We start from the raw sequence: 26,406 nt of genomic DNA on the forward strand, positions 1-26,406 counted from the left end.
TATGTGCAAAGGAGAAGGATAAAATGACGAAGAGAAGAGTAGTTGTAACGGGAATTGGCGCCGTTACTCCACTTGGAAATGATGCTGAGACAACTTGGAAGAAGATTCAAGAAGGGATTTCAGGTGTTGGGATCCTAACAAGACTGAACCCAGATGATTATCCTGCCAAAGTGGTGGCAGAGGTTAAGGATTTTAATGTTGAAGACTTTATTGATAAAAAAGATGCTAGAAAAATGGACCGTTTCACCCATTATGCTGTCGCAGCTTCACTGATGGCGGTTAAAGATGCAGGATTAGAAATTAATGATGATAATTCACATCGTGTCGGTGTTTGGATTGGTTCAGGCATCGGTGGAATGGAGACGTTTGAAAATCAATTTGAAACATTCTTAAACAAAGGCCACCGTAGAGTGAGTCCGTTCTTTGTTCCGATGATGATTCCTGATATGGCAGCAGGTCAGGTTTCAATTACATTGGGAGCAAGAGGATTTAATTCCTGTACGGTTACCGCTTGTGCAACAGGTACAAATTCGATAGGCGATGCCTTTAAGGTCATTCAACGTGGTGAAGCAGATGCGATGGTAACTGGAGGAGCAGAAGCACCTATTTCTAGAATGGCAATAGCTGGTTTCTGTGCAAACAAGGCACTGTCTACAAATCCTGATCCAGGGACAGCAAGCCGCCCATTTGATTTAAATCGAGATGGCTTTGTCATGGGAGAAGGAGCGGGAATTGTTGTGCTTGAAGAATTAGAGCATGCGTTAGCACGGGGCGCCAAAATATATGCTGAAATCGTAGGCTATGCCGCAACAGGAGATGCATATCACATTACAGCTCCCGCACCAGGTGGAGAAGGTGGAGCAAGAGCGATGAAAATGGCGATCGAGGACGCTGAGCTTAAGCCAGAAGATATTGGCTATATTAACGCCCATGGGACGAGTACAGATTATAATGATAAATTTGAGACATTAGCCATTAAGGAAGTGTTCGGTGATCATGCTAATAAGCTGGCCGTGAGTTCGACGAAGTCGATGACAGGTCATTTGCTTGGAGCTGCTGGCGGAGTTGAAGCTATTTTCACCGTATTGGCTCTAAAAGACTCTGTTTTACCACCAACAATCAATTTACAAACACCAGATCCAGAATGTGATTTAGACTATGTTCCAAATGTTGCTAGAAAGCAGGAAGTACATGCTGCTCTCAGTAATTCATTGGGATTTGGTGGGCATAATGCAACCATCGTTTTTCGCAAATATGAAGAATAAAAGTTAATAATGGGGAAATGAGAAAGAGTTCAAAAAAGTGTTTCACTTTTTTGAACCCTTTTTTCTTTGCACTGAAGGGAAGCATTATAAAAATCTGGCTGCCCGGTGCAGAAACAAAAGAGCTGCTGTAGACAAATTGGAACTGCAGCTCATTCAAAAATAACAAGAGACCCTCGAGAAGGAATACACTTAAATCTTTTTTATCTGCTTCCAGTTTCGTTTTTAATCTTATTTTCATAAACTATTGAAAAATTGGAGGTGGAGCATGTGGGAGTTGTTGAAACTGATAAATGGCTAAATGAAAATTTTGAACATCCGAGTAAAATATGCGAACAAATTGATTCGGGTAAGCCCGATTTATATTCATATTTAGTCCAGTTTGGAATGTATACACCGAATAGAAGGACGTGGGACTATTTTCAAAGATTACAAAAAAATAAGATATGGGAAGAAGTGAGAAAGTTATTAACGAAATATCAAAAACTATGGAATGGGCCCGACGTGAATATTTATATATTTCCGATTGATCGCAGATTTGGTGATAAAGGCGGTGTTTCCTTTAAAAAGAAAATGTTTTTGTTTTTATCTCCACTTGAAGACCAGATGGAATTGGAAGCTTTGTTTGTCCATGAATATCACCATGTTTGCAGGATGAATAAGCAAAAAAAGGAAATAATTGACTATAATTTACTAGATTCCATCATATTAGAGGGGCTTGCAGAATATGCTGTAGAGTACTACTGCGGCAGCAAATATCGGGCAAAATGGTGCGATTATTATGAGGAGAAAGAATTAGAGCAATACTGGCAAGGGCTAAAAGAGAAAATTATTGAAATAAAGAGGGAGCAGTCACTTCATGACAGGATTTTATTTGGGAAAAGGGGCTACCCGAAGCTGCTTGGTTATGCGCTTGGATATCATCTTACAAAAGCAATGCCTAAAGACGGAAACTTTTCTGAAAAAATAAATTTTTATTCGAATTCCGAAAATTTCATATAATGAAATAAGTATAACCTGAATAAAACCTTGTTGGACAAGCATTTGAAAATTTATAAATAAAGAGAACTTTGATAATTGTAAAAAAACTCTTGCTATTTTAACAAAATTGTAATAATATTTTAATCAACCGAACAAATAAACAGAATAATTTGAATAACGGGCAAAATGCAAATTTGCCTTCAAAATATAGCTGTTAAAAAGCTTAAGTTCACTATTCATAGTTTTATGTGAAAGGGTAGGGGGATTTATTTTGAGCGAACCAATCTTAAAAATAGATAATTTACGGACATCTTTTCGAATTAAAGATGACTATTATCCAGCAGTAGACGGAGTATCTTTAACAGTTAATAAAAATGAATTACTCGCGATTGTCGGAGAATCCGGATGCGGTAAAAGTGCTTTAGCCTTTTCCATTATGAATCTACATAGCAGAGCAAAAATTGAAGGAAATATTAATTTTAAAGGTCAGAATATTGTGAATTTACCAACTAGTAAATTAAATAAACTACGTGGAAAGGACATGGGGATGATCTTTCAGGATCCTTTAACAGCCTTGAATCCACTTATGATTATCGGAGAGCAAATCGGAGAAATACTGCTCATACATGGAACAAATTCTGCGGAAAAGCGAAAAGAGAGAGTACTAGAATTATTGAATAAAGTTGGTATTCCCCGCCCTGAACATGTTTTTAATCAGTTTCCTCATGAACTATCTGGAGGGATGAGACAAAGGGTTGTGATTGCAATGGCAATTGCTAATAATCCGGAACTGTTAATTGCAGATGAACCAACAACTGCTCTTGATGTTACCATTCAATCACAAATTCTGGATTTAATTAAGGAATTGAAAGAAGAGTCTGGAGCTGGCGTTATCCTGATTACCCATGATTTAGGAGTGGTAGCAGAAATGGCTGATCGAGTCGCAGTGATGTACGCAGGTCAAATTGTTGAAATAGCTGATGTCTATACATTATTTGAAAATCCTTTACATCCTTATACAAGATCGCTCTTGAATTCGGTGCCGACGGCAAACGAGGAGCAATCCACCCTACATGTTATTCAAGGTGTAGTTCCAGCATTACAAAATTTACCGCGAGAAGGCTGTCGATTTGGTGCGAGAATTCCCTGGATTGCGGATTCAGCACATGAGAAAAATCCTCAACTACATGAAGTAAGCCCAGGGCACTTTGTTCGCTGCACCTGCTACAAGGATTTTCATTTCCCTGATCGAGATAAGGAGGGTAATCGGCATGTCGTATCTTGAAGTAAAAGACTTAAAGGTTCACTTTCCTGTGAAAGGCGGATTATTTGGTCGGACATTGGCTCATATCAAAGCAGTAGATGGGGTCAATTTTTCTATAGAAAAAGGAAAAACATATGGGCTAGTTGGCGAATCTGGCTCTGGTAAAACAACGACAGGAAGGGCAATTATTGGTCTAAATAAAATTACCTCTGGACAAGTTTTTTTTGAAGGACAGGATATCACGAATTTAAATAAAGCGAATAAGGATATTCGCAGAGATATTCAAATGATTTTTCAGGATCCATATTCCTCGTTAAATCCTAAAAAACGGGTTATTGATATTATTTCTGAACCTTTACGAAATTATGAAAAGTTAACAAAAGGGGAAGAAACAAAGAGAGTTCAAGAATTATTGGAACTTGTCGGTTTAAATCCGGAAAGTATTCTCAAATACCCCCATGAGTTTTCAGGTGGACAAAGACAAAGGATTGGCATTGCAAGAGCAATTGCATTGAAACCAAAACTAATTATTGCAGACGAGCCTGTGTCTGCACTTGATGTTTCCGTACAAGCTCAAGTATTAAATTTTATGAAGGAAATTCAGAAAGAACTAGGGTTAACCTATTTGTTTATTAGCCACGATTTAGGGGTTATCAAACATATGTGTGACCAAATTGGCATTATGTATAAAGGTAGATATGTAGAGTCTGGAACGAAAGAGGATATTTTTAATCATCCACAGCATATATACACAAAACGTCTGGTTGCAGCGATTCCTGATATGAATCCACGAAATCGGCAGCAGCACCTGCAATTTCGCCAAGAAGTTAAGAACGAGTATGAACAGGCATATAATCAATACTTTGATGACGAGGGCTTGGCCTTTCAACTACAGCCCGTATCGGACACACATCTAGTGGCTTTGCCTGAGAAAGGTTGATTGTTATGTGGAAATTTTCTATACGACGAATCATGATAATGATTCCACAAGTAATTTTACTCAGTATTATCGTATTTATGCTAGCAAAAATGATGCCTGGTGATGCTTTAACCGGATTGATTGATCCAAATGTTGATCCGAACACGATCGCCGAAAAACGGGAAGAGTTAGGATTGAACGATCCGTGGTATGAGCAATACACGAGGTGGGTTGCTGGAGTGTTCACAGGTGATTTAGGCCAATCCTTTCACTTTAAAATGCCTGTTTCTGAGTTGGTGTGGCAAAGAATTGTAAATTCATTTTGGCTTTCACTTCTGACTTTAGTTTTAACGTATTTAATTGCGATTCCGCTTGGGATTACGAGTGGACGCTATAATGATTCGTGGGCGGATCGTTTAATTACAGGTTATACGTATATTGGTTTTGCAGCACCACTTTTCATTTTCGCACTAGTGATGTTGTGGATCTTCGGTTTTCATCTTGGCTGGTTTCCAACAGGGGGCAGTGTTAAGCCAGGGCTGACACCTGGAACATTTGAATATGTGATGAGCAAGCTGTATCATATGCTGCTTCCGGCGTTATCAATGGCATTGATCACGACCGTATCAACTGTTCAATATTTAAGAAGTGAGATTATTGATACGAAGCAAAAGGATTTTATTTTAACGGCAAGGGCAAAAGGTGCATCTGAATCGAGAGTGTATAATCGCCATATTTTAAGAAATTCACTGTTGCCGATTGCTGCTTTCTTCGGATATGAAATCACTGGGTTAATCGGAGGCTCCATTTTTATCGAAAATATCTTTGGGTATCCAGGTATGGGGCAATTATTCTTAAATTCCATTCTTCTTCGTGACTATAGTGTTGTAACATCTCTTGTCTTATTATTTGGAATTTTAACCATCTTGGGTACATTGCTATCAGATATTATTTTAAGCCTAGTTGACCCGCGTATTCGGATTAAATAAGCATCGTAAACTGTGAGGTGAGCAAAAATGGAAACAAACAAAATAGATATTGGAAAAGAAGGATCGGAAATCGTTAAAAGCCCTTCTGGCTGGAGAATTGTCGGTCGGGAGATTATGCGGGACAAAGTAGCATTGTTTTCCTTAATCTTTCTTATAGCCATTATGATTATAGTGTATGGAACTTCGTTACTGTTGGATGTGAGAGAAATTGTAAAGGTTGATTTATTTTCAATTCATCAGCCGCCTTCTGAAGAGTTTCTACTTGGAACCGATTATGGTGGACGGGACGTATTTGGTCAATTGATTATCGGAACACGTAACTCTTTATCCATTGGAATTTTAGTTACATTGATGACTGGTGCTATTGGCATTATCTATGGTTTAGTAGCAGGTTATTTCGGTGGGACCGTTGATAATATCATGATGAGGATTTTGGATTTTTTTCAAGTTTTACCTTTCTTGATGATTGTTATCGTGTTCGTTGCAATTGTTCCGAAATATAGTATTCTTACATTCTCTTTAATTATGACTGCTTTCTTATGGATGGGAATCGCCCGATTAATTCGATCGAAAGCACTTCAAGAAAAAGAACTAGATTACGTACAAGCTTCGAAAACACTTGGAACATCAAATTTTAAGATTATGTTCACACAAGTTCTGCCAAATTTAAGTTCGTTAATCATCGTTACGATGACATTGAATTTGGCAGCAAATATTGGCTTGGAATCAGGGTTATCATTCTTAGGATTTGGCTTCCCTGAAAGCACACCAAGTTTAGGGACTCTTGTCAGTTATGCAAGAAACCCGCAAACGCTTGAATTTAGATGGTGGGTTTGGGTACCAGCATCAGTGCTAATTTTAGTATTGATGTTAAGTATAAACAATGTTGGTCAAGCGCTGAAGCGTGCGACTGACGCAAGACAAAGAAGAGGATAAAAGGGAGGCAATAAAATGAAGAAAGCTAGATTTAGTAAGCTTCTGTTGGCGCTTATGCTTGTATTGGTGCTTGCATTAGCAGCTTGTTCTGGCGGCAAGGATGATTCTGCTAAAGAGTCAGATGCTGGAGACAAGACATCAGAAGATACAAAAAAGGAAGATGGACTATATTCCATCGATGATTTCAAACAGGTTAAAACAAATGAAGGGGAAGCAATAGAAGGTGGGAATTTTACCTTTGGTCTTGTTTCTGATACTGCGTTTGAAGGTACATTAAACTGGAATTTCTATTCTGGAAATCCAGATGGGGAAATTCTGTCTTGGTTTGACGAATCGTTATTAACTTGGGATGAGAGCTATGTGTACACAAATGATGGGGCGGCAACTTATGAGCCTTTAGATGAAGTTTCTGCTGATGTCCTTGCAACATTGCCTGCCGAAGAAGCAGCTCAAGTAACAGACAAGGGTGTTACAATCAAGTTCCAAATTAGAGATAATGTGAACTGGCATGATGGTCAGCCTGTAACGGCAGAAGATTGGTTATTTGCCCATGAAGTGATTTCCGATCCTGACTATGATGGTCCGCGCTACGGTTCAGATTTCACGAATATTGTTGGAGTAGAGGCTTACCGTGCAGGAGAGGCAGATACGATTACTGGTATTGAAGTATTAGACGATAAAACGTTGCAAGTCACATATAAAGAATCAACTCCGTCATTAGTAACAGGAAGTATTTGGACATATCCACTTGCAAAACATATTTTTGGAGATATGGCAGTAGCAGATATGTCAGCATCAGCGGAAGTGCGTCAAAATCCAATTGGTTTCGGTCCTTTCATCGTTGAGAGCATCACTCCTGGTGAAGCAGTAGTGATGAAGAAAAACCCGGACTACTGGCGTGGAGAACCAAAGCTAGACCAAGTTACAGTCAAAGTCATCAACCCGAATGTTGTAGCTCAAGCTCTACAAAAGGGTGAGGTTGATACTGTAGATAAATTTGATGTGGATCAATTCCCTAGCAATGCAAATTTATCTAATGTTGAATGGTTAGGAAAGATCGACCGTGCTTACACATATATTGGTTTTAAACTAGGTACATGGGATAAGGAAACAGCAACCGTAAAACCTGATCCAAATGCAAAAATGGCAGATGTCAATCTCCGAAAAGCAATGTGGCATGCGGTTGATAATGATACAGTTGGTAACAAGTTCTATCACGGTCTTCGCTGGAATGCGACAACATTAATTCCTCCGTCTCATCCTGAATTCCATGATGAAACAAATCCTGGATTAGCGTATGATCCGGAAAAAGCAAAGCAATTGCTTGAAGAAGCAGGTTATGTCGATGTGGATGGCGATGGAATTCGCGAAGATAAAAATGGAGAGCCGTTAGTGATTAACTTTGCAACAATGTCTGGTGGAGACACGGCTGAACCGCTTGCTCAATATTATATCCAAGCATGGGAAGCTGTTGGATTAAAAGTTGAATTATTAGATGGCCGCCTCCAAGAGTTTAACTCTTTCTATGAGAGAGTAGGGCAAAATGGCGATGATGATCCGAAAGTTGATATTTTCCAAGGTGCATGGGGTGTTGGTATTGATGTAGACCCACGAGGTTTATATGGTCGCGATGCCATCTATAACTTCTCCCGTTATGCAAGTGACAAGAATGATGAAATCATGGCAAAAGGGGTTTCACAAGAAGCGTTTGATATGGATTACCGTAAAGAAGCATATAAAGAATGGCAACAATTCATGGTAGATGAAGTGCCAGTATTCCCAACATTATATCGTGCGATTCTTGTACCTGTTAACAACCGTGTTCATAACTACACGATTGAAGAAGGGGTACTACCTACAAAATATCATGAAATTTCTGTTACACAAGAAGAACCAATTAAAGCTGAATAACAAATATAAAAGAAAAGATCCGCGAAGTTTTGCGGGTCTTTTCTTTTTTTTTAGCCAACATAAAGATTGCTAAAGATTGGCTTTCTGGAAGTTGATAAGACGAAGTTAGGCTTCTTTCGTGTAAAAACTTTTTGTTTCAAATGAACGGAGCCAAACATCAACACCGACTTTAAAGAAATTGGTTTAAGGTGGGATTTTTGGGAATAAATTGCCCCCTCACTGCCCATACTGAGTGACAAACAGATTACTTTATTGCGCATAAAGTATTTCGCATCTAGATGTGGAGGAAGTATGATTGAAGGAGTGAGGGGTAGATTCATGTTATATCTCCATGATGTTTGGGTCAATTGGTTTGAAGGTGAAGAGAATGGATATAATGTATGTCACTTCCATGAATGGCGCAAGGATGATGGTGTGGAGTTGCTCGATCAAGTGCCATTATTGAAAGTCAGTACGGTTTTGTTTAAATACATAGAAAATGATTTATCTGAACTGCCACAGCAGTTGTTGGATGACATTTATCAAAAGGCGTATTTACGAAAGAATCATGAAAGAGTTCAACTTGATTATTGTTTCATTGCTACAGATGGTATGGATATTATCGTCGTTGATACGATTGGCTACAACATTCCGATACGTAAAAGCAGGTTGATTCCGAGACAGGAGCAATTGGTCTATGAAATGATTGAAAGTCATGAACCGATTGACTATTCCTTTAATGATTCGTCTTCCTTAAAGGAATTTCATATTTTATCTCCTGCACCAGAATTGATGAATGGTTTAACAAGGAAAGAAAGACAATTAAAACAATTGTTGTTTATGGCTCTTGATCAGCTTCGTGCTTGTGATAATGTTGCTGAGATTCGCTATTGGTATACGGAGTGGAGTCCAGAACGCTACGGTGAAATACAACAATTGCCTTTTGAAGAGGTGTGGCAGCAATTATATGAAGAGATTCAATATGGCTGGTCAGCCAAGCATGAACAATTTTGTGAGAATTTAATTAAGGGACAGCCTTTCTTTGAGAAATTGTGGGAGATGGAGCATGGCTCAAGGGTAAATTAGGTTGTAGGTGTTAAGAGCAAGCCGCTTGTCGAACGGGACAAGCGGCTAGTTATATTGAATCAATTATCTTCTTTTCTTTCTTCCAAGCCCCATAGCGTTTTCCATTTTTTTAACCATTTTACTTGCAACGGTATTTGCTTTTTCTGCTCCTCGATCTAGAATTTCATCTAGCTGAGGAGAGTCCAGTAATTGATAGTATTTCTTTTGGATAGGTTCGAGCGCTTCAATTAATACCTTCGCTAAATCGCCTTTGAAATCTCCATAACCTTTGCCTTCATATTCGTTTTCCAGTTCTGGAATAGATTTATTTGAAAAAATTGAATAAATCGTTAGTAAATTAGAAATTCCGGGCTTTTTTTCTCGATCGAATTTAACAATACCTTCCGAATCTGTAACAGCACTTTTAATCTTTTTTTCAATTTGTTTTGGCTCGTCTAATAAAGAAATAAATGCCTTCTGATTCGGGTCCGATTTACTCATCTTTTTTAATGGATCTTGAAGAGACATGACCCTTGCACCTTCCTTAGGAATGCGTACTTCAGGGATCGTAAAAATATCGTTGTATTTTTTATTGAATCTCTCTGCAATGTCCCTTGTCAGTTCCAAATGCTGCTTTTGATCTTCTCCAACAGGGACTAAATTTGTTTGATACAACAAAATATCTCCCACCATTAATGGGGGATATGTCAGTAATCCGGCAACGACAGCATCCTTCCCTTGTGATTTGTCCTTAAATTGAGTCATTCTTTCCAATTCGCCAATATAAGTGACGCATTGAAGCATCCATCCTGCTTGGGCATGGGCGGGCACCTCAGATTGAATAAAGAGCGTCGCTTTTTCAGGATCGATTCCAACTGCTAAATAAAGTGCAGCAAGGCTTCTAATATTTTTTCTAAGTTGAATCGGATCCTGTGGCACAGTAATAGCATGCTCATCAACGATGCAGAAATAACAATTATATTCATTTTGCAATTCAACAAATTGCTTCATGGCGCCAATATAGTTTCCAAGTGTAATGGTTCCGCTTGGCTGTATACCTGAAAAAATCGTTTCCATTCCTATTTCCTCCTATTCTCGATTAATAAATTATACCATTTTTCTATTTGACTTAAAACATTGAGAAGGGCTGGGGACAGACCTGCAAAATGCTATCGTGAATAGTTTGCTAATGCGAGAAGCATAAAAGCAATAATTAAAAGGCCGTTAATTAAAAAGGGAAGTGTATTTATTGAAATCATTTGTGATGGCAACACCATTTTTTCTATTTCCTTCTTATTGCTATTTTTGCCTGCAAAAACAAGGCGAAACGATCTTGTCATTTGGTCAAAAAAACCGCTTTTAATGGTTAAAAATAGTAAAGAAATAAATATGAATAATGCCCCAATATAAAATGAAATATTAATATAGAGCAACAAAGAAATTTCACGATAAACCAGAAAGGAAAGAAGAAATATTAAAAAGTTAGAAATGGAAAATAACCAAGCTATTTGGGATAATTGTTTTTTCAAAATATCAACTCCGTATAAAAAAAATATTCAAATCTATAATAAGATAAAATTAATATAAATGCAGTAATTATCACGTTTAGTGTATAAATATTGATATACAGGTGTTTTTTTATAATTCTGAAATTATAAAAAGGATAAATTACTGACATTTCTGTAAAATAAAATTTTTGCAAGAAAATAATTTACAAAAACTTTATTATCTGTATAATAGTCATTGTAACCATTTTTCTGAAAATAAAGAAGGGGAGGTCTACTAGTGAAAAAGTCGAAATTTTTTCTACTTTTATCTCTAATGCTCGTACTTAGCACATTTTTAGCTGCTTGCGGTGGCGGCGGAGATAATGCTGGTAAAGATGATAACAAAAAGGGTGCTGACGAAACAGCCGCACAAGAAATAAAAATGTTGGAAGCGCAAGCTATTCCGAACATGGATAGTGTAAAGTCAACAGATACAATAAGCTTTACGACATTAAACAACGTTAATGAAGGTTTATATCGTTTAGATGGAAATCAAGAAGTTGTTGAAGGAATGGCAGAAGGTGAGCCAGAAATAAGTGAAGACGGAACAGTGTACACTTTTAAACTAAGAGATGCTAAATGGTCTAACGGTGAACCTGTAACGGCACACGATTTTGTTTATGCTTGGCAGCGTGCGATTGATCCTGAAACTGCTTCCGAGTATGGTCCATATATGATGGATGGAAAAATTAAAGGTGCAGCCGAAATAACTGCTGCTGCAGCTGAAAAGAAAGAGTATGATCTCAATACTCTAGGTGTAAAGGCAATCGATGATAAAACTCTTGAAGTCACTCTTGAGAGACCGGTTCCTTTTTTCAAATCATTAATGACGTTCCCAACGTTCTATCCACAAAACCAAAAGTTTGTTGAAGAACAAGGCGAAAACTATGGTGTAAATTCTGATTCTATCCTATACAATGGTCCATTTGTTTTAGCAGATTGGGATGGAAGCACTGATTCTGAATGGTCATATGTGAAAAATGCAGACTATTGGGATGCAGATACTGTTAAATTAGAAAAGGTTACATGGAATGTATTAAAAGAATCTCAATCTGCAGCAAATGCATTTGAGACAGGAGAAGTTGATATTACTTCTAAATTATCTTCAGACGTAGTTCCTCAGTATGAGGGAGACCCAAGATTAGTTAAGTGGTTAGAACCAACGATCTTCTGGTTGAAAATGAACCAAAAAGAGAGCGATGCTTTGAAAAACGTCAATATTCGCAAGGCAATTGCACAAGCTATTAATAAGGAAGACTTCGTTAATAGCGTATTAAACAACGGTTCTATCGTGGCAAACTATGCTGTTCCTAATGAATTTGTTAAGAATGATGAGACTGGCGAAGATTTCCGTGCCATTAACGGAAATGAATTGTTGCCATATAACTTAGATGAAGCGAAAAAAGCTTGGGAAGCTGGTTTAGCTGAGCTTGGTACTGATTCTGTTGAGTTAAGATATTTAACTGATGATACAGAAACGGCAAAGAAATCGGCTGAATATGTGAAAAATCAATTAGAAACAAATCTTCCTGGAATGAAAATTAACGTAGAAAGCGTGCCATTCAGCGTACGTATTGACCGCCAGAATAAGCAGGATTACGATCTGCAAATGCATGGTTGGGGACCTGACTATTTAGACCCAATGACGTTCTCTGACTTATGGTTAACAGGCGGAGGAAACAATAAGATGGACTATTCAAATAAGAAGTATGACCAACTTATTGAAGAGGCTCAAACTACTTTAGCTCAGAAGCCGGTGGAACGCTATGAAGCGCTTGCTGAGGCAGAAAGAATTTTGCTTGAAGAGGATGCAGCCATTGCACCGCTTTATCAACGTTCTTCTAACCTACTTGTAAATGAGAAAGTAGAAAACTTTACTTACCATTTAGTAGGACCTGAGTATAGCTTTAAGTGGACTTCTGTAAAATAATAGGAAAATTATGACAATTACTAACATTGTTATAAGAAGAGAGTATATTGTTTCTCAATATACTCTCTTTTCCCTTTGCAAAAAAACAGTCTAACTTTTTTGAGATTTAGAAAAATTAGGGGGTGCGTAAGAAATGGCGAAATATCTGACTCAGCGTATCATTTATATGGTGGTAACTCTATTTTTAATTGCCTCGTTTACTTTTTTCCTCATGAAGATTATCCCGGGTACGCCTTTTTCAAATGCAGATAAATTATCAGACACACAGCTGAGCATTATGATTGATAAGTACGGTCTCGATGACCCAGTGCCAGTGCAATATGCAAATTATATGATGAACTTATTAAAAGGAGATTTAGGTGTTTCATTTCAATTTAATAACGTTGGGGTAACTGACATTATCATTAAAAGCCTTGGTCCTTCAGCAACACTAGGGGGGTTAGCAATACTGTTTGGCACATTTTTTGGGGTCATTTTAGGAGTTGTAGCTGCTCTAAAGCAAAATACATGGGTAGATTATACTTCGACCTTTATTGCTGTACTTGGTAAATCCATTCCGTCATTTGTATTTGCCGGATTGCTTCAATATTATATCGGCGTGAAACTAGGTTGGTTCCCAGTAGCATTTTGGCGCGGTCCAGAATATATGGTGCTTCCAACTATTGCGCTAGCAATGTTCCCTCTTGCAACAGCTTCGCGTTTTGTGAGAACGGAAATGATTGAAGTAATGGAATCTGATTATATTACCCTTGCAAAAGCAAAAGGGGCAAGCTGGTTTGAGATAGCTTTCAAGCATGCATTGAGAAATGCTCTTATTCCAGTTATTACGGTGCTAGGACCACTTGTTGTTAGTTTAATGACTGGTTCATTAGTCATCGAAAAAATCTTTGGTATTCCAGGAATTGGAGAACAATTTGTTAAATCTATCCAAGTGAATGACTATCCTGTTATTATGGGAACAACGCTCTTATTTGCGGGATTATTTGTTTTAGTTATTTTAATCGTTGATCTTTTATACGGTGTCATTGATCCACGAATTCGTTTAGCGGGAGGGAAAAAATAATGGAGCAAGAAAAAATTGCAAAAGAAATGTTTTCACCCGCTCAATTGGACTCTGCGAAAAGCGAAGAAATTTCTAAACCAAGCTTAAACTATTGGCAGGATGCATGGCTTAGAGTGAAGAAAAATAAAGGCGCCATCGTTAGTTTGGTGATTATCGCGATATTGACGATTATGGCATTGGTTGGACCTCATTTAACAGGTCACACTTATGAGGAACAAAATTTACAGCATAATAATTTGCCGCCACGTATCCCAGTTTTAGAAAATGTAAGTTGGTTGCCGTTTGATGGTAATTTAACTAGAAAAAATGGTGACGTTTATAATGCTTATGAACAAAAAAATGTTGAGGAATATTATTGGTTTGGTACCGATAGCTTAGGACGTGATCTTTTTACCCGTTTATGGAAAGGGACACAAGTTTCACTTTACATTGCCTTTTTAGCCGCTGCAATTGATATGATTATCGGGGTCATTTATGGTGCTATTTCCGGATTTGTTGGAGGAAGAACAGATAATATTATGCAACGTGTCATCGAGATTTTATCTGGGATCCCGAATTTAGTCGTTGTAATTTTAATGACGATTCTTTTAGATCCAGGGATTTTATCCATTACGTTGGCGCTGACGATTACAGGCTGGATTACGATGGCAAGGGTTATCCGGGCTCAGGTGCTTAAACTGAAAAATCAGGAATATGTTCTAGCTGCAAGAACATTAGGGCTTTCAAATGGGAAAATTATTAGCAAGCATTTAGTTCCGAACTTAGCTGGTGTTATTATCATTAACACAATGTTTACCATTCCTAGTGCAATTTTCTTTGAAGCTTTCTTAAGCTTTATCGGACTAGGATTACAGCCGCCTGATGCCTCATTAGGTACATTGATTGATGAAGGATTTAAAGTATTGCAGCTTTATCCATATCAAATGATTATTCCAGCGACCGTAATCAGCTTAATTATGATTTGTTTTAATATGGTTGCAGATGGACTTCGAGATGCGTTAGATCCGAAAATGCGCGATTAGAAAAGGTAGGTGAAAAGAAAATGGAAAAGATTTTAGAGGTTAAGGATTTGCACATTTCATTTCACACATTCGGTGGAGAGGTACAAGCTATTCGTGGAGTGAATTTTGATCTGTTGAAGGGTGAAACATTAGCAATTGTTGGTGAGTCTGGCTCCGGTAAATCAGTTACAACAAAAGCGCTCATGCGTTTATTGCCAGAATCCAACTCTGAAATAAAAACGGGAGAAATTCTTTTTGGTGGAAAGGATCTCGCAAAGCTTTCTGATAAGGCAATGCAGAAGATACGCGGAAAAGAAATTTCCATGATTTTTCAGGATCCGATGACATCTTTAAACCCAACGATGAAAATTGGAAAACAAATTATTGAGCCGATTATCAAGCATCAAAAGCTTAGTAAGTCGGCTGCAAAAAAGCGGGCGATTGAAATCCTTGATCTGGTTGGGATCCCCAATCCAGAAGTGCGTTTTGAGCAATACCCGCATCAATTCTCAGGTGGAATGCGTCAGCGTGTTGTTATTGCGATTGCTCTTGCTTGTAATCCGAAGGTACTGATCGCGGACGAGCCGACAACAGCGTTAGATGTTACGATCCAAGCACAAATTTTGGAATTGATGAAGGATTTACAGAAAAAAATTGATACGTCGATTATTTTCATTACCCATGATCTCGGTGTTGTAGCAAATGTTGCAGATCGTGTGGCAGTTATGTACGGCGGAAAAATTGTTGAAATCGGAACAGTTGATGAGATTTTTTATAATCCTCAACATCCGTATACTTGGGGCTTAATTAGTTCCATGCCAACACTTGATTCGGATGATGAAGAACTGTATGCCATTCCGGGTACTCCACCTGATTTGCTCCATCCACCAAAAGGAGATGCATTTGCACCGCGTAATGCTTACGCCATGAAAATCGACTTAGAAAAGCAACCGCCTATGTTCAAGGTATCTGATACGCACTATGCGGCGACATGGCTGCTGCATCCAGACGCTCCAAAAGTAGAGCCGCCTCCAGCGGTGAAAAGGCGTCAACGTGAATTCCTTGAAATGAAGGAGGGTAACTAAAATGGCGACGACTGAAAAATTAGTAGAAATTAAAAATTTAAAGCAGTATTTCAACATTGGCAAAGCTAATGAGGTAAGAGCGGTGAATGACATCTCTTTTGATATTTATCGTGGTGAAACGTTAGGACTAGTGGGAGAATCTGGTTGTGGAAAGTCAACTACAGGAAGAACGATTATACGCCTTTACGATGCGACAGATGGAGAAGTGATCTTTGATGGCGTCAATGTTCATGGAAAAAAATCAAAGGCTGAATTAAAAGAATTCAATCGAAAAATGCAGATGATTTTCCAAGATCCACAAGCATCTTTAAACCCGAGGATGAAAGTGTCTGATATCATTGCGGAAGGTATTGATATTCATGGCCTAGCTAAATCAAAAGAAGAGCGCAAGAGACGAGTTGTGGAATTATTAGAAACTGTTGGTTTGAATAAAGAACATGCGAATCGTTATCCCCATGAATTTTCAGGCGGTCAGAGGCAGCGTATCGGAATTGCTCGTGCCCTTGCTGTAGAACCTGAATTTATTATTGCAGACGAACCAATTTCTGCACTCGATGTCTCAATTCAAGCACAGGTCGTTAATTTAATGAAAAAGCTGCAAAAAGAAAAAGGACTTACCTATTTATTCATTGCCCATGATCTTTCCATGGTCAAATATATAAGCGATCGAATCGGTGTTATGTATTTTGGAAAATTAGTCGAGCTAGCTCCAGCCGACGAACTTTATCAAAACCCGATTCATCCATATACACAATCTTTATTGTCGGCAATTCCGTTGCCAGATCCAAATTATGAGCGCAATCGTAAACGAAAAACATATAATCCAAGCGTTCATCAATATACTGAAGGTGACGATGTCCAATTCCGTGAAATAAAGCCTGGACATTTTGTTCAATGTTCGCTTAAGGAATGGGAACAGTATAAAGCTCAATATGCAAAATAATAAAAGGAAATCGAGTCATAGTTAATTCTCTCCACAATGTTTTTTTAGTTGCTAATCATTGGGGCGAAAGGGATTTAATTTGACTCCTTTTTCTTTTTAGTCGAATATCTTTTGGTTTTGTACATCAGTAAGAAAGCTATTTAATGGGGATTATCGGGTTCTTTACAAAATGTTAATCGAAAAAAGTCAGATAGATTTAAGGGCAAAGAAACGTTAAAATAGTATAAGAGCCCTGTTTATCCAAAGTTAGCGGGGAAAAGGGGATATTTATGAAATTTCTTCGTACTGTTTTTGTTTTTACTATAATTACCTTTATTTTTGGAACTAGTGCTTTCGCTGCACCCGACAAAAAAGCGCAACAACCGAAGTTACAGTCACTGCGTGAACATATCTCTTTACTGAAAGATTTACCAAGCGAAATGAAGCGCTTTAAGTATCAAAGCGGTTTTCAGTTCGAATATCCGGATGCTGTAAGAGGTATATATGTTACAGGGCATTCTGCTGGAAGTGAAAAATTTAAGCAATTGATTAAACTGATTGAGAACACTGATTTAAATTCGATGGTCATTGATATAAAAGATGATTGGGGGAATCTTACGTACATTCCTGATAACTCTTCATCATATAAAAATATTGGAAAGAATTATATAAAAAACCCAACGCAAATGTTAAAAACATTGGAGGAAAAGAAAATTTATCCGATTGCCCGCATCGTCGTCTTTAAGGATACAGTTTTAGCAACGGCAAAGCCTGGCCTATCTTTTAAGAGTGGTTCTAATGTATGGGTGAATGGGCGTGGAGAATCCTTTGTCAATCCGTTTTTACAAGAGGTTTGGGATTATAATGTTGAAATTGCAATAGAAGCTGCAAAGATGGGCTTCCAAGAAATTCAATTTGATTATGTTCGTTTTCCGGAGGGTTTTGAAACAAGAGATAAGAAATTGCATTATTCAATGGGCAATTATGAGAAATTACAGGAAGATGACACGCAAAAAAGGGTACAAGCAGTTACCGATTTTATCGCCTATGCCAAAAAGCAACTTGAACCATACGGGGTTAAGGTTTCAGTCGATATTTTTGGATATACGGCAACATTGCCTGAAGCCCCAGGAATTGGACAAAATTTCTCAAAAATAAGCGAGCATATTGATGTCATCTCTTCGATGATTTATCCCAGTCATTGGACTTCTTATTTTGGTATTAGCAAACCTGATTTGGAGCCGTACAAGCTCGTCTCTGAGTATGCCAAGCTGGAATCCAATATTTTATCTAGTCTTGAAAATCCTCCGATATCCAGACCATGGCTTCAAGATTTTACAGCCACTTGGTTGGGTAAAGGAAACTATAAAAAATATGGAAAGGCCGAGGTTGAAGCACAAATAAAGGCTTTAAATGATCATGGTATCAATGAGTTTCTTTTATGGAATGCTGGTAATACCTATAGTAAGAATGTGGACTATACTCCAGGGCGTTAATTTTTTCGGGATGCGGCAGGGACTGGTAGCGAGATAAATAATGGTGGCAGGTGTTCATGTAAACACCTGCCATTTTTTGTGATTCAATTATTTCTTAAATCCGCCGACACTTTTCCAGCCGGTTTGAATTTTTTCAGATTTATCAACGAACTCCGATTTGTTTTTACCACCGAACACTTTAGTACCGATTCCATTTAAGAGAACTCCCATCAACGCCGTTATTCCAATAATGAGAACAGCAACAATTGTTAAGTCCATTATGTACCCTGGCATGGTTAACCCCCCATATTTGTTTCAAAAATTTTTCATACAAACTATAATTATCCCCTACCCTCATTGTAAAAGAAGATCATATTGAAGAAAAGGGAAAATTATAAGATAACCGTAATAAAATTGGTTTAATAGGAAAATAATAGGGAAGTTTAAAAAGAAACAATTTGTACGAAGTAAAGGAGATGAACCATGCACTGGTATGAAAAGCTCAATCAGTATTTCCCGATTGAAGAAATGAAATCGAAGAAGCATATGGAGACGTTATTGCAGGAACGCTCAGATGTTTATCATAAGGATGAAGGTCCGCACCATGTTTTGATGTATGCTGAGTTTGATTATTTTGTCTTTATTGACTACTTATTCGTGTCAAAGGATGCGAGAGGTCAAGGATTGGGACATGAACTGCTTGAAAAATTAAAGCGTAAAGAAAAACCGATTATACTTGAAGTTGAGCCTGTTGATTATGAAGACAGTGATTCTGAGAAGCGATTGCGTTTCTATAAAAGAGAAGGATTTCAACATGCCCAATCGATTGGATACCGAAGACGCTCCCTTGCTACAGAAGAAATAAATGAGATGGAAATCTTATATTGGACTCCGAGCGGTGAAAGTGAAGAAAAGATTTATGAGGCGATGCGTAAAACGTATGACCAGATTCACACTTACAAGGATCAAGAAATTTACGGCTCTTCCTATCAACCTGTAGAGGAGGTATTAACGTTTCAAGAGGATAGTGACAGAGAGGACATGTTAAAGGATTTATAATTTTTTTCAATTCATCAATTTAATTGAGAATTATAGATCAAAAACGAAATCGTACTAAAATCTCGGGTGAAAAAAAATTAACGATTTTGGGTAAAAAGTGAAACTTTTCTGCGACTCATTCGTCTTATATAAAGAGTGCTATAAAACAGGCTTTGCCAAAAAAACATTCTCTGTATTCCGCAAAAAACTATACCTTTTTAGTCAACATTGGTGTATAATAAAACAATAGAAATTACTTATTTATAGTAATTTTAATTTAGTACTCAAATGAGAATGAATCTAATATAGATTTTTCGATTTTGTCGAAATTGAAGGAGTGTGAAATAAAATGGTTACATTATACACTTCACCTAGTTGCACATCTTGCCGAAAAGCAAAGGCTTGGCTTGAAGAGCATGAAATTCCTTATCAAGAGCGCAATGTTTTTTCCGAACCTTTGACGATAGAAGAAATTAAAGAAATTCTTCGTATGACTGAGGATGGAACAGATGAAATAATTTCAACGCGATCAAAAACATTCCAAAAATTGAATGTGAATTTGGAAACAATGCCACTTCAAAATTTATTGGAGCTCATTAAGGATAATCCTGGTCTGCTTAGACGTCCAATCATTATTGACGAAAAGCGTCTTCAAGTAGGCTATAATGAGGATGAAATTCGCCGTTTCCTACCAAGAAAGGTTCGGACATTTCAACTTCAAGAGGCTCGGCGTCTTGTTAACTAACAAGTAACCTTCGATCAATGGATCGAAGGTTTTTTTCTTATTTATGATAGGTTTGGCTCAACCTTTTGTCTAGCACAGGGGAACCGTTCAGATTTTCATCGGTTGGCTTATTTTGTTTTCCCTTAAAGGTTATAATAAGTCTTAACGGCACGAACACCCAAAAAAGATAAAAGAATGGCAAAATAAAACGAAATTGTGAAATTTCTTATATATCAGTCCATTTCATAATTGCGCACTTCAAGTTAAAAAACGAATGTTCATTGACTTTTACATTATTTTAAGAGTAAAAGCTGATATAAATGATTATTAAACATGATATTGTCCGTTTTTTAATTAGCGATGGTACATTATGAAATTAATTCATATGGTAAAGAATAAGCTTAAATGATTGTGAGGATCCCTTTTTTTTGTTAAGATACAACAAATGAGGTTCTTATTGATTATTTGAACAAAACTAGGCATATAATGGTTTTTAGAATTCCATCATATTTTATTTCCCTTTATCTTATTTTTATCATAAAATATAAGTACAAGGTCACATATCATTTTTTTAAGATTAAAATGACGGATAAAGGGTAACATGTTCTGCATGGGGGTATATATTCCCTTCCAATAATGCAAGAAGGGAGAGGTTACTTGATGGAAATAGAACGCATTAATGATCATACGGTAAAGTTTTACATTTCATACGTTGATATAGAAGAACGAGGTTTTGATCGGGAAGAAATTTGGTATAACAGGGAGCGAAGTGAAGAATTATTCTGGGAAATGATGGATGAAATCCATCAAGAGGAAGAATTCATGATTGAAGGCCCGCTTTGGATTCAAGTACAAGCATTGGATAAAGGGCTTGAAGTTCTTGTGACGAAGGCTCAAGTATCTAAAGATGGGCAGAAATTTGAACTTCCAATACCAGAGGATAAGTATAAGGACCTTCCTGTGGATGACAGAATTGAAGAACTGCTTGATCAACATTTTACGACAAAAAATGTTGAGCTTGATGGGGATTTAGAAGAATCATTAGAATTTTTAATCGCCTTCAATGATTTTGAAGATTTGATCGCTTTAGCAAATCGTAATATTCTCGACGCATTAAATACAAAACTATATTCTTTTGAAGGGAAATATTATTTATTTATTGAATTTCATGAGGATGAGTTTGAAGAGGATGAGGTTGATGATTGCTTGAGCATTCTTCTTGAATATGGAGTGGAAACGCAAGTGACATTCCATCGAGTTGAAGAATATGGGAAGCTTATCATAGCTGAAAATGTTTTTGCAGAATTAAGAAAGTATTTCAATTAACAGTTGCCGATTTCAGTCATGAGATCGGTATTTTTTTACCTGTTTACTCCTTCGCCTTTTTTTATCCAATGTCCGACTGTATTGATAAAGGCAAAAATATGAAGGATGGAGTTAGCGGAGGTGAAGGCATTTGAAAAATACAGTAAGAATCCTTTTTTTTCTAGCTATCCTATCTGTGCTGTATTATTTTTTTTCCGAACATATTGAAGGCGGATTGCTAGGCTACACTAGTATTATCATCACTCTTTCTGTCGTTTTTATTGGTTTTGTCATTTTTTTGGAAAATCGCCACCCAAGCCAAACTTTAACGTGGTTAGTGGTGTTAGGTAGCTTTCCGTTGCTTGGATTTATTTTTTATCTACTATTTGGCAGAAACCACAGCAAGGAGAAAATGTTTAGGAAAAAATATTTATTGGACAAACAGACTTTTTTAAAAATTGAAGGAGACATTGATTATTCCATCGTTGAAAGAGTAGAGGAAATGGCGCCAGATGAAAGGAAACTATTCTTTCTTGCTCAAAAGTTAGGCAATAGTCCTATTTCCTTTCGGACAGAAACAAGAATATTAACCAATGGTGAAGAAACTTTCAAAGAAATTATTCATGCTTTAAAAAAAGCCACTCACCATATACATCTTGAATATTATATTGTCCGTCATGATCAAATCGGTTCGAAGCTAAAAGATATATTAATTTCAAAGGTTCGTGAAGGAGTGAAGGTCCGCTTTCTTTATGATGCTGTCGGTTCCTGGATGCTTTCCAAAAGCTATATAAAAGAAATGCGCGCAGCGGGGATAGAGATGATTCCATTCGGACCAGTTCACATACCGTTTCTAAATGATAAGTTTAACTTTCGCAATCATAGAAAGATCATTGTCATTGATGGAAGCATTGGCTTTGTTGGGGGTCTGAACATCGGTGATGAATATTTAGGACGGAGCAGGCATTTTGGCCATTGGCGAGATACCCATTTATGGGTAAGGGGAGAGGCTGTTCGTTCTTTACAGCTTATTTTTCTGCAAGACTGGTATTACATGACGGGGAAGAGCCTATTAACTGCTGAATATTTATCACCCCTTTTAATTGAGAATGATCATGGTGGAGTACAGCTTATTGCAGGTGGTCCTGACAATGAATGGAGTGTTATAAAAAATATTTTCTTTTCCATGATCACTTCAGCAAAAAAATCAGTTTGGATTGCATCTCCATATTTCATTCCTGATGAGGATATTTTTAGCGCTATAAAAATTGCGGCATTAAGTGGCATTGATGTGAGATTATTAGTACCAAATAAGCCGGATAAACGCATTGTTTTTCATGCTTCACGCTCTTATTTTCCGGCGCTTTTAGAAGCAGGGGTAAAAATCTATGAATATGAAAAGGGATTCATGCATAGCAAACTAATGATCGTTGACGATTCGATCGCATCAATTGGGACTTCAAATATGGATATGAGAAGTTTCCATTTAAACTTTGAAGTGAATGCCTTTCTCTATCATACGAGAAGCACGAAAAATTTAGCGCAGCAATATGAACTTGATCTGCAAGATGCGAGCTTACTGAATTTAGAGGAATTCAAGAACCGTCATCTTGGCTATCGTTTGATGGAATCGTTATCAAGACTGCTATCCCCGTTTTTATAGAAGGAATCCTAAAGTTTTAGGATTCTTTTTTTGGTTCGTATTTTTACGTTTCGCCGATAAATTTTATTTTTCGCTGATATATTTGAAAGAACGCTGATATAATACGATTTTTGCCGATATATTGTAAATGAATCAACATCGCCATATAATAGACAATTTTAGGAAAAGGATTTCTTGAATAAAAAGAGAAAATTATAGGGGAAAGGAGAGGAAAGTTACGTGCTGACAGCGAAGCTTCATTCTGGTCAAGTAGTATCATTAGCAGAAACAATGAATAAAAACTATCTTGAAACATTAAGGAGAAAAGAGGTGTTTTATTGCCAAACATGTGGAGAGGAGCTTATTTTAAGGCTAGGGGAGAAGCGTATTTATCACTTTTCCCATCTTAAAGATTCAAAATGTTTGTCAGAATATGAACGGGAATCGGATTATCATTTATCAGGAAAATTAAAATTGCATGAATGGATTAAGTCGCAAGGTTTTGAAGTTGAAATGGAACGCTATTATCCAGAAATAAAACAGAGGGCAGATTTGGCCTTTACATATGGACAGCGTCAGTATTGTATTGAATTTCAATGTGCACCCATTTCTGAGGAAGTGTTTCGGAGAAGAACAAAAGGTTATCAAAAATTAGCGATTGTGCCTCTTTGGATTTTGGGTGGTAAAAATATTCAGCGTAAACATTCCCATAAAGTATCATTGACTTCATTTCACTATTTATTTTTAAAAGAAAACAATCTTCACCAAATTTATCTTCCAGCTTTTTGCCCACAAACCAATCAATATATTCAACTTGATAACTTATTAACTCCCTCTATAAGAAATGCTTACTGTCACTTTTCAATAACACAGCTAATGGAAAAAAGAATGGACGATTTTCTCGAACCGAATATTTCGAATTTACCACCAATAAAAGATTGGTTGAGAGAGAGGTATCGCTATAAAATGAAGCTCTTAGGAAAACGTTCAAAAGAAACAACTAATTTTTTTGCAGAGTTCTACTCCAGTGCGATTAACCCTTATTATCTCCCCCCGTTTGTTGGAATTCCCCTTAAGTACAGTTGTGCCCTTGAAACGCCTTCATTTATTTGGCAAGCCTTCATTTTTCTTAAACACTTTCACGGATATGAGCAGGGAAGAAATATTTATTTTCATGACGTATACACGACAGTATTACATGAAATCCAGAAAGAAAGAATAAAAAGAAGAAGTTTACCAAGTATCAAGCGAAATATACTCCCCTTTGCAATTGAAGAGTACTTGGAACAACTTGCGCTTAATAACGTATTACAGAAAGTGAAAAAGCATCATTTTATTATCAATAAATCGATGAAAATGGCGAACAATATGGAGGAATGGATACAAGAGGATATTATTTTCCACAGGGGGTTTTGCAAGAACGCAAACAAGTATAACTAACATGGGGAGAGCGGTTATAATTTGTTAAAATCCCCTTCTTGAGATAGAATAAAGAGGAAAAAATATTTTTCGAATTGCGAAATAATTGTCGAATGGAGGATGAACTATGTCGAATGAAACTGCTGTTAAGAGGCTTCCAGCACGAAGTGAAATAAAAATTGAAGATACGTGGAGACTAGAAGATATTTTTGCAACAGATGAGGCATGGGAGAAAGAATTCCAGGAAGTTTCCGAATTGATCCCAGGGATTGCTGCCTACCAAGGAAAGTTGGCTGAAAGTGCGAATACATTATATGAAGCATTGCAAAAGCAAGATCATATTTTGGAGCGAATCAGCAAACTGTATACATATGCCCATATGCGTTACGACCAAGATACGACAAACTCATTTTATCAAGGATTAGATGGACGTATTAAGGCATTATATTCACAGGTTGCAAGTGCACTAGCTTACATTGTTCCGGAGCTTCTTTCAATTGAGGAAGGTAAGCTACAAGCTTTTTTAGAGGAAAAAGAGGAGCTTAAGCTGTACGAACACGCATTGGATGAAATTAATTTACAGCGCCCTCATGTATTGTCTGCGGAACAGGAAAGCCTTTTAGCTGAGGCTTCTGAAGTAATGGATGCTTCCAGCAATACATTTGGAATGCTTAATAATGCTGATTTAGAATTTCCAAGCATTAAGGATGAAAATGGTGAAGAAGTCGAAGTCACGCATGGACGCTATATCCGTTTTCTTGAAAGTACAGATCGCCGTGTTCGCGAGGATGCTTTTAAAGCTGTATACGGAACATATGGGAAGTTCAAAAATACGTTTTCAAGCACATTGAGTGGACAGGTAAAAAAGGATAATTTTAATGCGAAAATCCGTAACTATAATTCAGCAAGACATGCTGCTTTAGCGGCGAATAATATCCCTGAAGCGGTGTATGAAAACCTTGTTAACACAGTAAATAAGTATCTTCCACTTCTTCATCGGTATGTGAAGCTGAGAAAAAGGGTGCTCGGCCTTGAAGAGCTTCATATGTATGACTTATTTACCCCATTAGTAAAAGAAGTAAAAATGGAAATTCCTTATGAGGAAGCTCAGGAGTTAATTTTAAAAGGGCTTGCGCCACTTGGTGAGGATTATTTAAATGTTCTTAAAGAAGGTTTTGAAAATCGATGGGTCGATGTCCATGAAAATAAAGGGAAGCGCAGTGGCGCCTATTCATCTGGTACGTACGGGACAAATCCTTACATTCTAATGAATTGGCAGGATAATGTAAATAATCTTTTTACACTAGCTCATGAGTTTGGTCATTCTGTTCATAGCTATTATACTCGCAAGACACAGCCTTTTCCATACGGAGATTACTCCATCTTTGTTGCCGAGGTAGCATCTACTTGTAATGAAAATCTTTTGAATGACTATTTGTTAAAAACGATCGATGATGAGCAAAAGAGATTATATTTATTAAATCATTATTTAGAAGGCTTTAGAGGTACTGTTTTCCGTCAAACGATGTTTGCCGAATTTGAACATTTAATTCATCAAAAAGCACAAAATAATGAGCCTTTAACAGCAGAGCTGTTGACACAGGAATACTATAATTTAAATGTTAAGTATTTCGGCAGTGAAAACATGGTAATTGATGAGGAGATTGGTTTAGAGTGGTCAAGAATTCCACATTTTTATTACAATTATTATGTATATCAATATGCAACAGGCTTTAGTGCTGCAACTGCTTTAAGCAAGCAAATATTAGAAGAGGGACAACCAGCCGTCGAACGCTATATTGAGTTCTTGAAGTCTGGAAGCTCAGACTATCCGATTGAAGTCTTAAAGAAGGCTGGAGTTGACATGACAAGCTCAGAGCCGATTGAAGAAGCTTTGAAGGTGTTTGAAGAAAAGCTGAATGAAATGGAAAATTTATTGGGATAATAAG

Annotated in this window: 23 protein-coding genes; 20 read left to right on the plus strand and 3 right to left on the minus strand. The window is 37.2% G+C overall.

Annotated features, from left to right (window positions below; translation table 11 throughout):
- Positions 1-23: 23 nt before the first annotated feature.
- The 8 genes from fabF to FCJ93_RS00150 all read left to right on the plus strand — a co-directional run bounded on the left by fabF (position 24) and on the right by FCJ93_RS00150 (position 9,327).
- Positions 24-1,265 (plus strand): beta-ketoacyl-ACP synthase II, encoded by a 1,242-nt coding sequence (fabF, locus tag FCJ93_RS00115; protein WP_137742680.1) that lies wholly within the window; start codon positions 24-26, stop codon positions 1,263-1,265.
- A 267-nt stretch (positions 1,266-1,532) separates the two neighbouring features.
- Entirely contained in the window at positions 1,533-2,264 is a 732-nt protein-coding gene (locus FCJ93_RS00120) for a DUF2268 domain-containing protein (RefSeq protein ID WP_095310037.1), read from the plus strand.
- A gap of 250 nt (positions 2,265-2,514) precedes the next feature.
- Positions 2,515-3,528 carry an ABC transporter ATP-binding protein gene (locus FCJ93_RS00125; RefSeq protein ID WP_137742681.1) on the plus strand — a complete coding sequence of 338 codons (1,014 nt, stop codon included), beginning with the start codon at positions 2,515-2,517 and terminating at the stop codon, positions 3,526-3,528.
- Positions 3,515-4,447, plus strand: coding sequence for an ABC transporter ATP-binding protein (locus FCJ93_RS00130; protein ID WP_137742682.1), 933 nt, complete (start codon positions 3,515-3,517; stop codon positions 4,445-4,447). Before FCJ93_RS00125 ends, FCJ93_RS00130 begins: the two co-directional genes overlap by 14 nt.
- Positions 4,448-4,452: 5 nt before the next feature.
- Positions 4,453-5,415 (plus strand): oligopeptide ABC transporter permease, encoded by a 963-nt coding sequence (opp4B, locus tag FCJ93_RS00135; RefSeq protein ID WP_137742683.1) that lies wholly within the window; start codon positions 4,453-4,455, stop codon positions 5,413-5,415.
- 27 nt (positions 5,416-5,442) lie between these two features.
- Entirely contained in the window at positions 5,443-6,351 is a 909-nt protein-coding gene (locus FCJ93_RS00140; RefSeq protein ID WP_137742684.1) for an ABC transporter permease, read from the plus strand.
- A 15-nt stretch (positions 6,352-6,366) separates the two neighbouring features.
- Positions 6,367-8,262: an oligopeptide ABC transporter substrate-binding protein gene (locus FCJ93_RS00145; protein WP_137742685.1), complete on the plus strand. Its 1,896-nt coding sequence runs from the start codon at positions 6,367-6,369 to the stop codon at positions 8,260-8,262.
- 318 nt (positions 8,263-8,580) lie between these two features.
- Positions 8,581-9,327: a YjbA family protein gene (locus FCJ93_RS00150; protein ID WP_137742686.1), complete on the plus strand. Its 747-nt coding sequence runs from the start codon at positions 8,581-8,583 to the stop codon at positions 9,325-9,327.
- 63 nt (positions 9,328-9,390) lie between these two features.
- On the opposite strand, the gene trpS is transcribed toward FCJ93_RS00150, so the two are convergent.
- Together trpS and FCJ93_RS00160 are read right to left on the minus strand one after the other, a co-directional pair.
- Positions 9,391-10,383: a tryptophan--tRNA ligase gene (gene trpS / locus FCJ93_RS00155; protein ID WP_137742687.1), complete on the minus strand. Its 993-nt coding sequence runs from the start codon at positions 10,381-10,383 to the stop codon at positions 9,391-9,393.
- 92 nt (positions 10,384-10,475) lie between these two features.
- Entirely contained in the window at positions 10,476-10,835 is a 360-nt protein-coding gene (locus FCJ93_RS00160) for a DUF3899 domain-containing protein (protein ID WP_170211176.1), read from the minus strand.
- A gap of 256 nt (positions 10,836-11,091) precedes the next feature.
- Between FCJ93_RS00160 and FCJ93_RS00165 the strand changes: the two genes are divergently transcribed.
- From FCJ93_RS00165 to FCJ93_RS00190, 6 genes are all read left to right on the plus strand, one after another.
- A complete protein-coding gene (locus FCJ93_RS00165) occupies positions 11,092-12,783 on the plus strand; it encodes a peptide ABC transporter substrate-binding protein (protein ID WP_137742689.1) in 1,692 nt (563 codons plus the stop codon).
- A 133-nt stretch (positions 12,784-12,916) separates the two neighbouring features.
- A complete protein-coding gene (gene opp3b / locus FCJ93_RS00170) occupies positions 12,917-13,846 on the plus strand; it encodes an oligopeptide ABC transporter permease (protein WP_137742690.1) in 930 nt (309 codons plus the stop codon).
- The gene (gene opp3C, locus FCJ93_RS00175) at positions 13,846-14,868 is read left to right on the plus strand and encodes an oligopeptide ABC transporter permease (RefSeq protein WP_137742691.1); all 1,023 of its coding nucleotides are present in this window, start codon (positions 13,846-13,848) and stop codon (positions 14,866-14,868) included. Before opp3b ends, opp3C begins: the two co-directional genes overlap by 1 nt.
- Before the next feature lie 20 nt (positions 14,869-14,888).
- Positions 14,889-15,932, plus strand: coding sequence for an ABC transporter ATP-binding protein (locus tag FCJ93_RS00180; protein ID WP_137742692.1), 1,044 nt, complete (start codon positions 14,889-14,891; stop codon positions 15,930-15,932).
- A 1-nt stretch (position 15,933) separates the two neighbouring features.
- On the plus strand, positions 15,934-16,875 hold the full coding sequence (locus FCJ93_RS00185) for an ABC transporter ATP-binding protein (protein ID WP_137742693.1): 942 nt from the start codon (positions 15,934-15,936) through the stop codon (positions 16,873-16,875).
- Between the two features lie 269 nt (positions 16,876-17,144).
- The gene (locus FCJ93_RS00190) at positions 17,145-18,350 is read left to right on the plus strand and encodes a putative glycoside hydrolase (RefSeq protein ID WP_137742694.1); all 1,206 of its coding nucleotides are present in this window, start codon (positions 17,145-17,147) and stop codon (positions 18,348-18,350) included.
- Between the two features lie 87 nt (positions 18,351-18,437).
- Here the strand turns inward: FCJ93_RS00190 and FCJ93_RS00195 are convergent, their stop codons facing one another.
- A complete protein-coding gene (locus FCJ93_RS00195; protein ID WP_095310064.1) occupies positions 18,438-18,623 on the minus strand; it encodes a hypothetical protein in 186 nt (61 codons plus the stop codon).
- Between the two features lie 189 nt (positions 18,624-18,812).
- Here FCJ93_RS00195 and FCJ93_RS00200 point away from each other — a divergent pair, with 189 nt between their 5' ends.
- From FCJ93_RS00200 to pepF, 6 genes are all read left to right on the plus strand, one after another.
- Positions 18,813-19,388, plus strand: coding sequence for a GNAT family N-acetyltransferase (locus FCJ93_RS00200; RefSeq protein WP_137742695.1), 576 nt, complete (start codon positions 18,813-18,815; stop codon positions 19,386-19,388).
- Between the two features lie 328 nt (positions 19,389-19,716).
- Positions 19,717-20,112 (plus strand): transcriptional regulator SpxA, encoded by a 396-nt coding sequence (gene spxA / locus FCJ93_RS00205; RefSeq protein ID WP_137742696.1) that lies wholly within the window; start codon positions 19,717-19,719, stop codon positions 20,110-20,112.
- Positions 20,113-20,751: 639 nt separating this feature from the next.
- The gene (gene mecA / locus FCJ93_RS00210; RefSeq protein ID WP_095310070.1) at positions 20,752-21,417 is read left to right on the plus strand and encodes an adaptor protein MecA; all 666 of its coding nucleotides are present in this window, start codon (positions 20,752-20,754) and stop codon (positions 21,415-21,417) included.
- A 130-nt stretch (positions 21,418-21,547) separates the two neighbouring features.
- Positions 21,548-23,059 carry a cardiolipin synthase gene (gene cls / locus FCJ93_RS00215; RefSeq protein ID WP_137742697.1) on the plus strand — a complete coding sequence of 504 codons (1,512 nt, stop codon included), beginning with the start codon at positions 21,548-21,550 and terminating at the stop codon, positions 23,057-23,059.
- A gap of 219 nt (positions 23,060-23,278) precedes the next feature.
- Positions 23,279-24,478 carry a competence protein CoiA gene (locus FCJ93_RS00220; RefSeq protein WP_095310074.1) on the plus strand — a complete coding sequence of 400 codons (1,200 nt, stop codon included), beginning with the start codon at positions 23,279-23,281 and terminating at the stop codon, positions 24,476-24,478.
- A 106-nt stretch (positions 24,479-24,584) separates the two neighbouring features.
- Complete coding sequence (gene pepF / locus FCJ93_RS00225) at positions 24,585-26,402, plus strand: oligoendopeptidase F (protein WP_137742698.1); 1,818 nt, start codon at positions 24,585-24,587, stop codon at positions 26,400-26,402.
- Positions 26,403-26,406: the final 4 nt, after the last annotated feature.

Origin of the sequence: Robertmurraya siralis, assembly GCF_005502275.1 — a bacterium.
Classification (GTDB): domain Bacteria; phylum Bacillota; class Bacilli; order Bacillales; family Cytobacillaceae; genus Robertmurraya; species Robertmurraya siralis.

Excerpts from the sequence above, each read along its gene's own strand:
- spxA (WP_137742696.1), top strand. The coding sequence starts at position 19,717 with ATGGTTACATTATACACTTCACCTAGTTGCACATCTTGCCGAAAAGCA.
- pepF (WP_137742698.1), top strand. The coding sequence starts at position 24,585 with ATGTCGAATGAAACTGCTGTTAAGAGGCTTCCAGCACGAAGTGAAATA.
- FCJ93_RS00200 (WP_137742695.1), top strand. The coding sequence starts at position 18,813 with ATGCACTGGTATGAAAAGCTCAATCAGTATTTCCCGATTGAAGAAATG.
- opp3b (WP_137742690.1), top strand. The coding sequence starts at position 12,917 with ATGGCGAAATATCTGACTCAGCGTATCATTTATATGGTGGTAACTCTA.
- opp3C (WP_137742691.1), top strand. The coding sequence starts at position 13,846 with ATGGAGCAAGAAAAAATTGCAAAAGAAATGTTTTCACCCGCTCAATTG.
- FCJ93_RS00195 (WP_095310064.1), bottom strand. The coding sequence starts at position 18,623 with ATGCCAGGGTACATAATGGACTTAACAATTGTTGCTGTTCTCATTATT.
- FCJ93_RS00140 (WP_137742684.1), top strand. The coding sequence starts at position 5,443 with ATGGAAACAAACAAAATAGATATTGGAAAAGAAGGATCGGAAATCGTT.
- FCJ93_RS00190 (WP_137742694.1), top strand. The coding sequence starts at position 17,145 with ATGAAATTTCTTCGTACTGTTTTTGTTTTTACTATAATTACCTTTATT.
- fabF (WP_137742680.1), top strand. The coding sequence starts at position 24 with ATGACGAAGAGAAGAGTAGTTGTAACGGGAATTGGCGCCGTTACTCCA.
- FCJ93_RS00150 (WP_137742686.1), top strand. The coding sequence starts at position 8,581 with ATGTTATATCTCCATGATGTTTGGGTCAATTGGTTTGAAGGTGAAGAG.
- mecA (WP_095310070.1), top strand. The coding sequence starts at position 20,752 with ATGGAAATAGAACGCATTAATGATCATACGGTAAAGTTTTACATTTCA.
- trpS (WP_137742687.1), bottom strand. The coding sequence starts at position 10,383 with ATGGAAACGATTTTTTCAGGTATACAGCCAAGCGGAACCATTACACTT.
- opp4B (WP_137742683.1), top strand. The coding sequence starts at position 4,453 with ATGTGGAAATTTTCTATACGACGAATCATGATAATGATTCCACAAGTA.
- FCJ93_RS00145 (WP_137742685.1), top strand. The coding sequence starts at position 6,367 with ATGAAGAAAGCTAGATTTAGTAAGCTTCTGTTGGCGCTTATGCTTGTA.
- FCJ93_RS00130 (WP_137742682.1), top strand. The coding sequence starts at position 3,515 with ATGTCGTATCTTGAAGTAAAAGACTTAAAGGTTCACTTTCCTGTGAAA.
- FCJ93_RS00180 (WP_137742692.1), top strand. The coding sequence starts at position 14,889 with ATGGAAAAGATTTTAGAGGTTAAGGATTTGCACATTTCATTTCACACA.
- FCJ93_RS00185 (WP_137742693.1), top strand. The coding sequence starts at position 15,934 with ATGGCGACGACTGAAAAATTAGTAGAAATTAAAAATTTAAAGCAGTAT.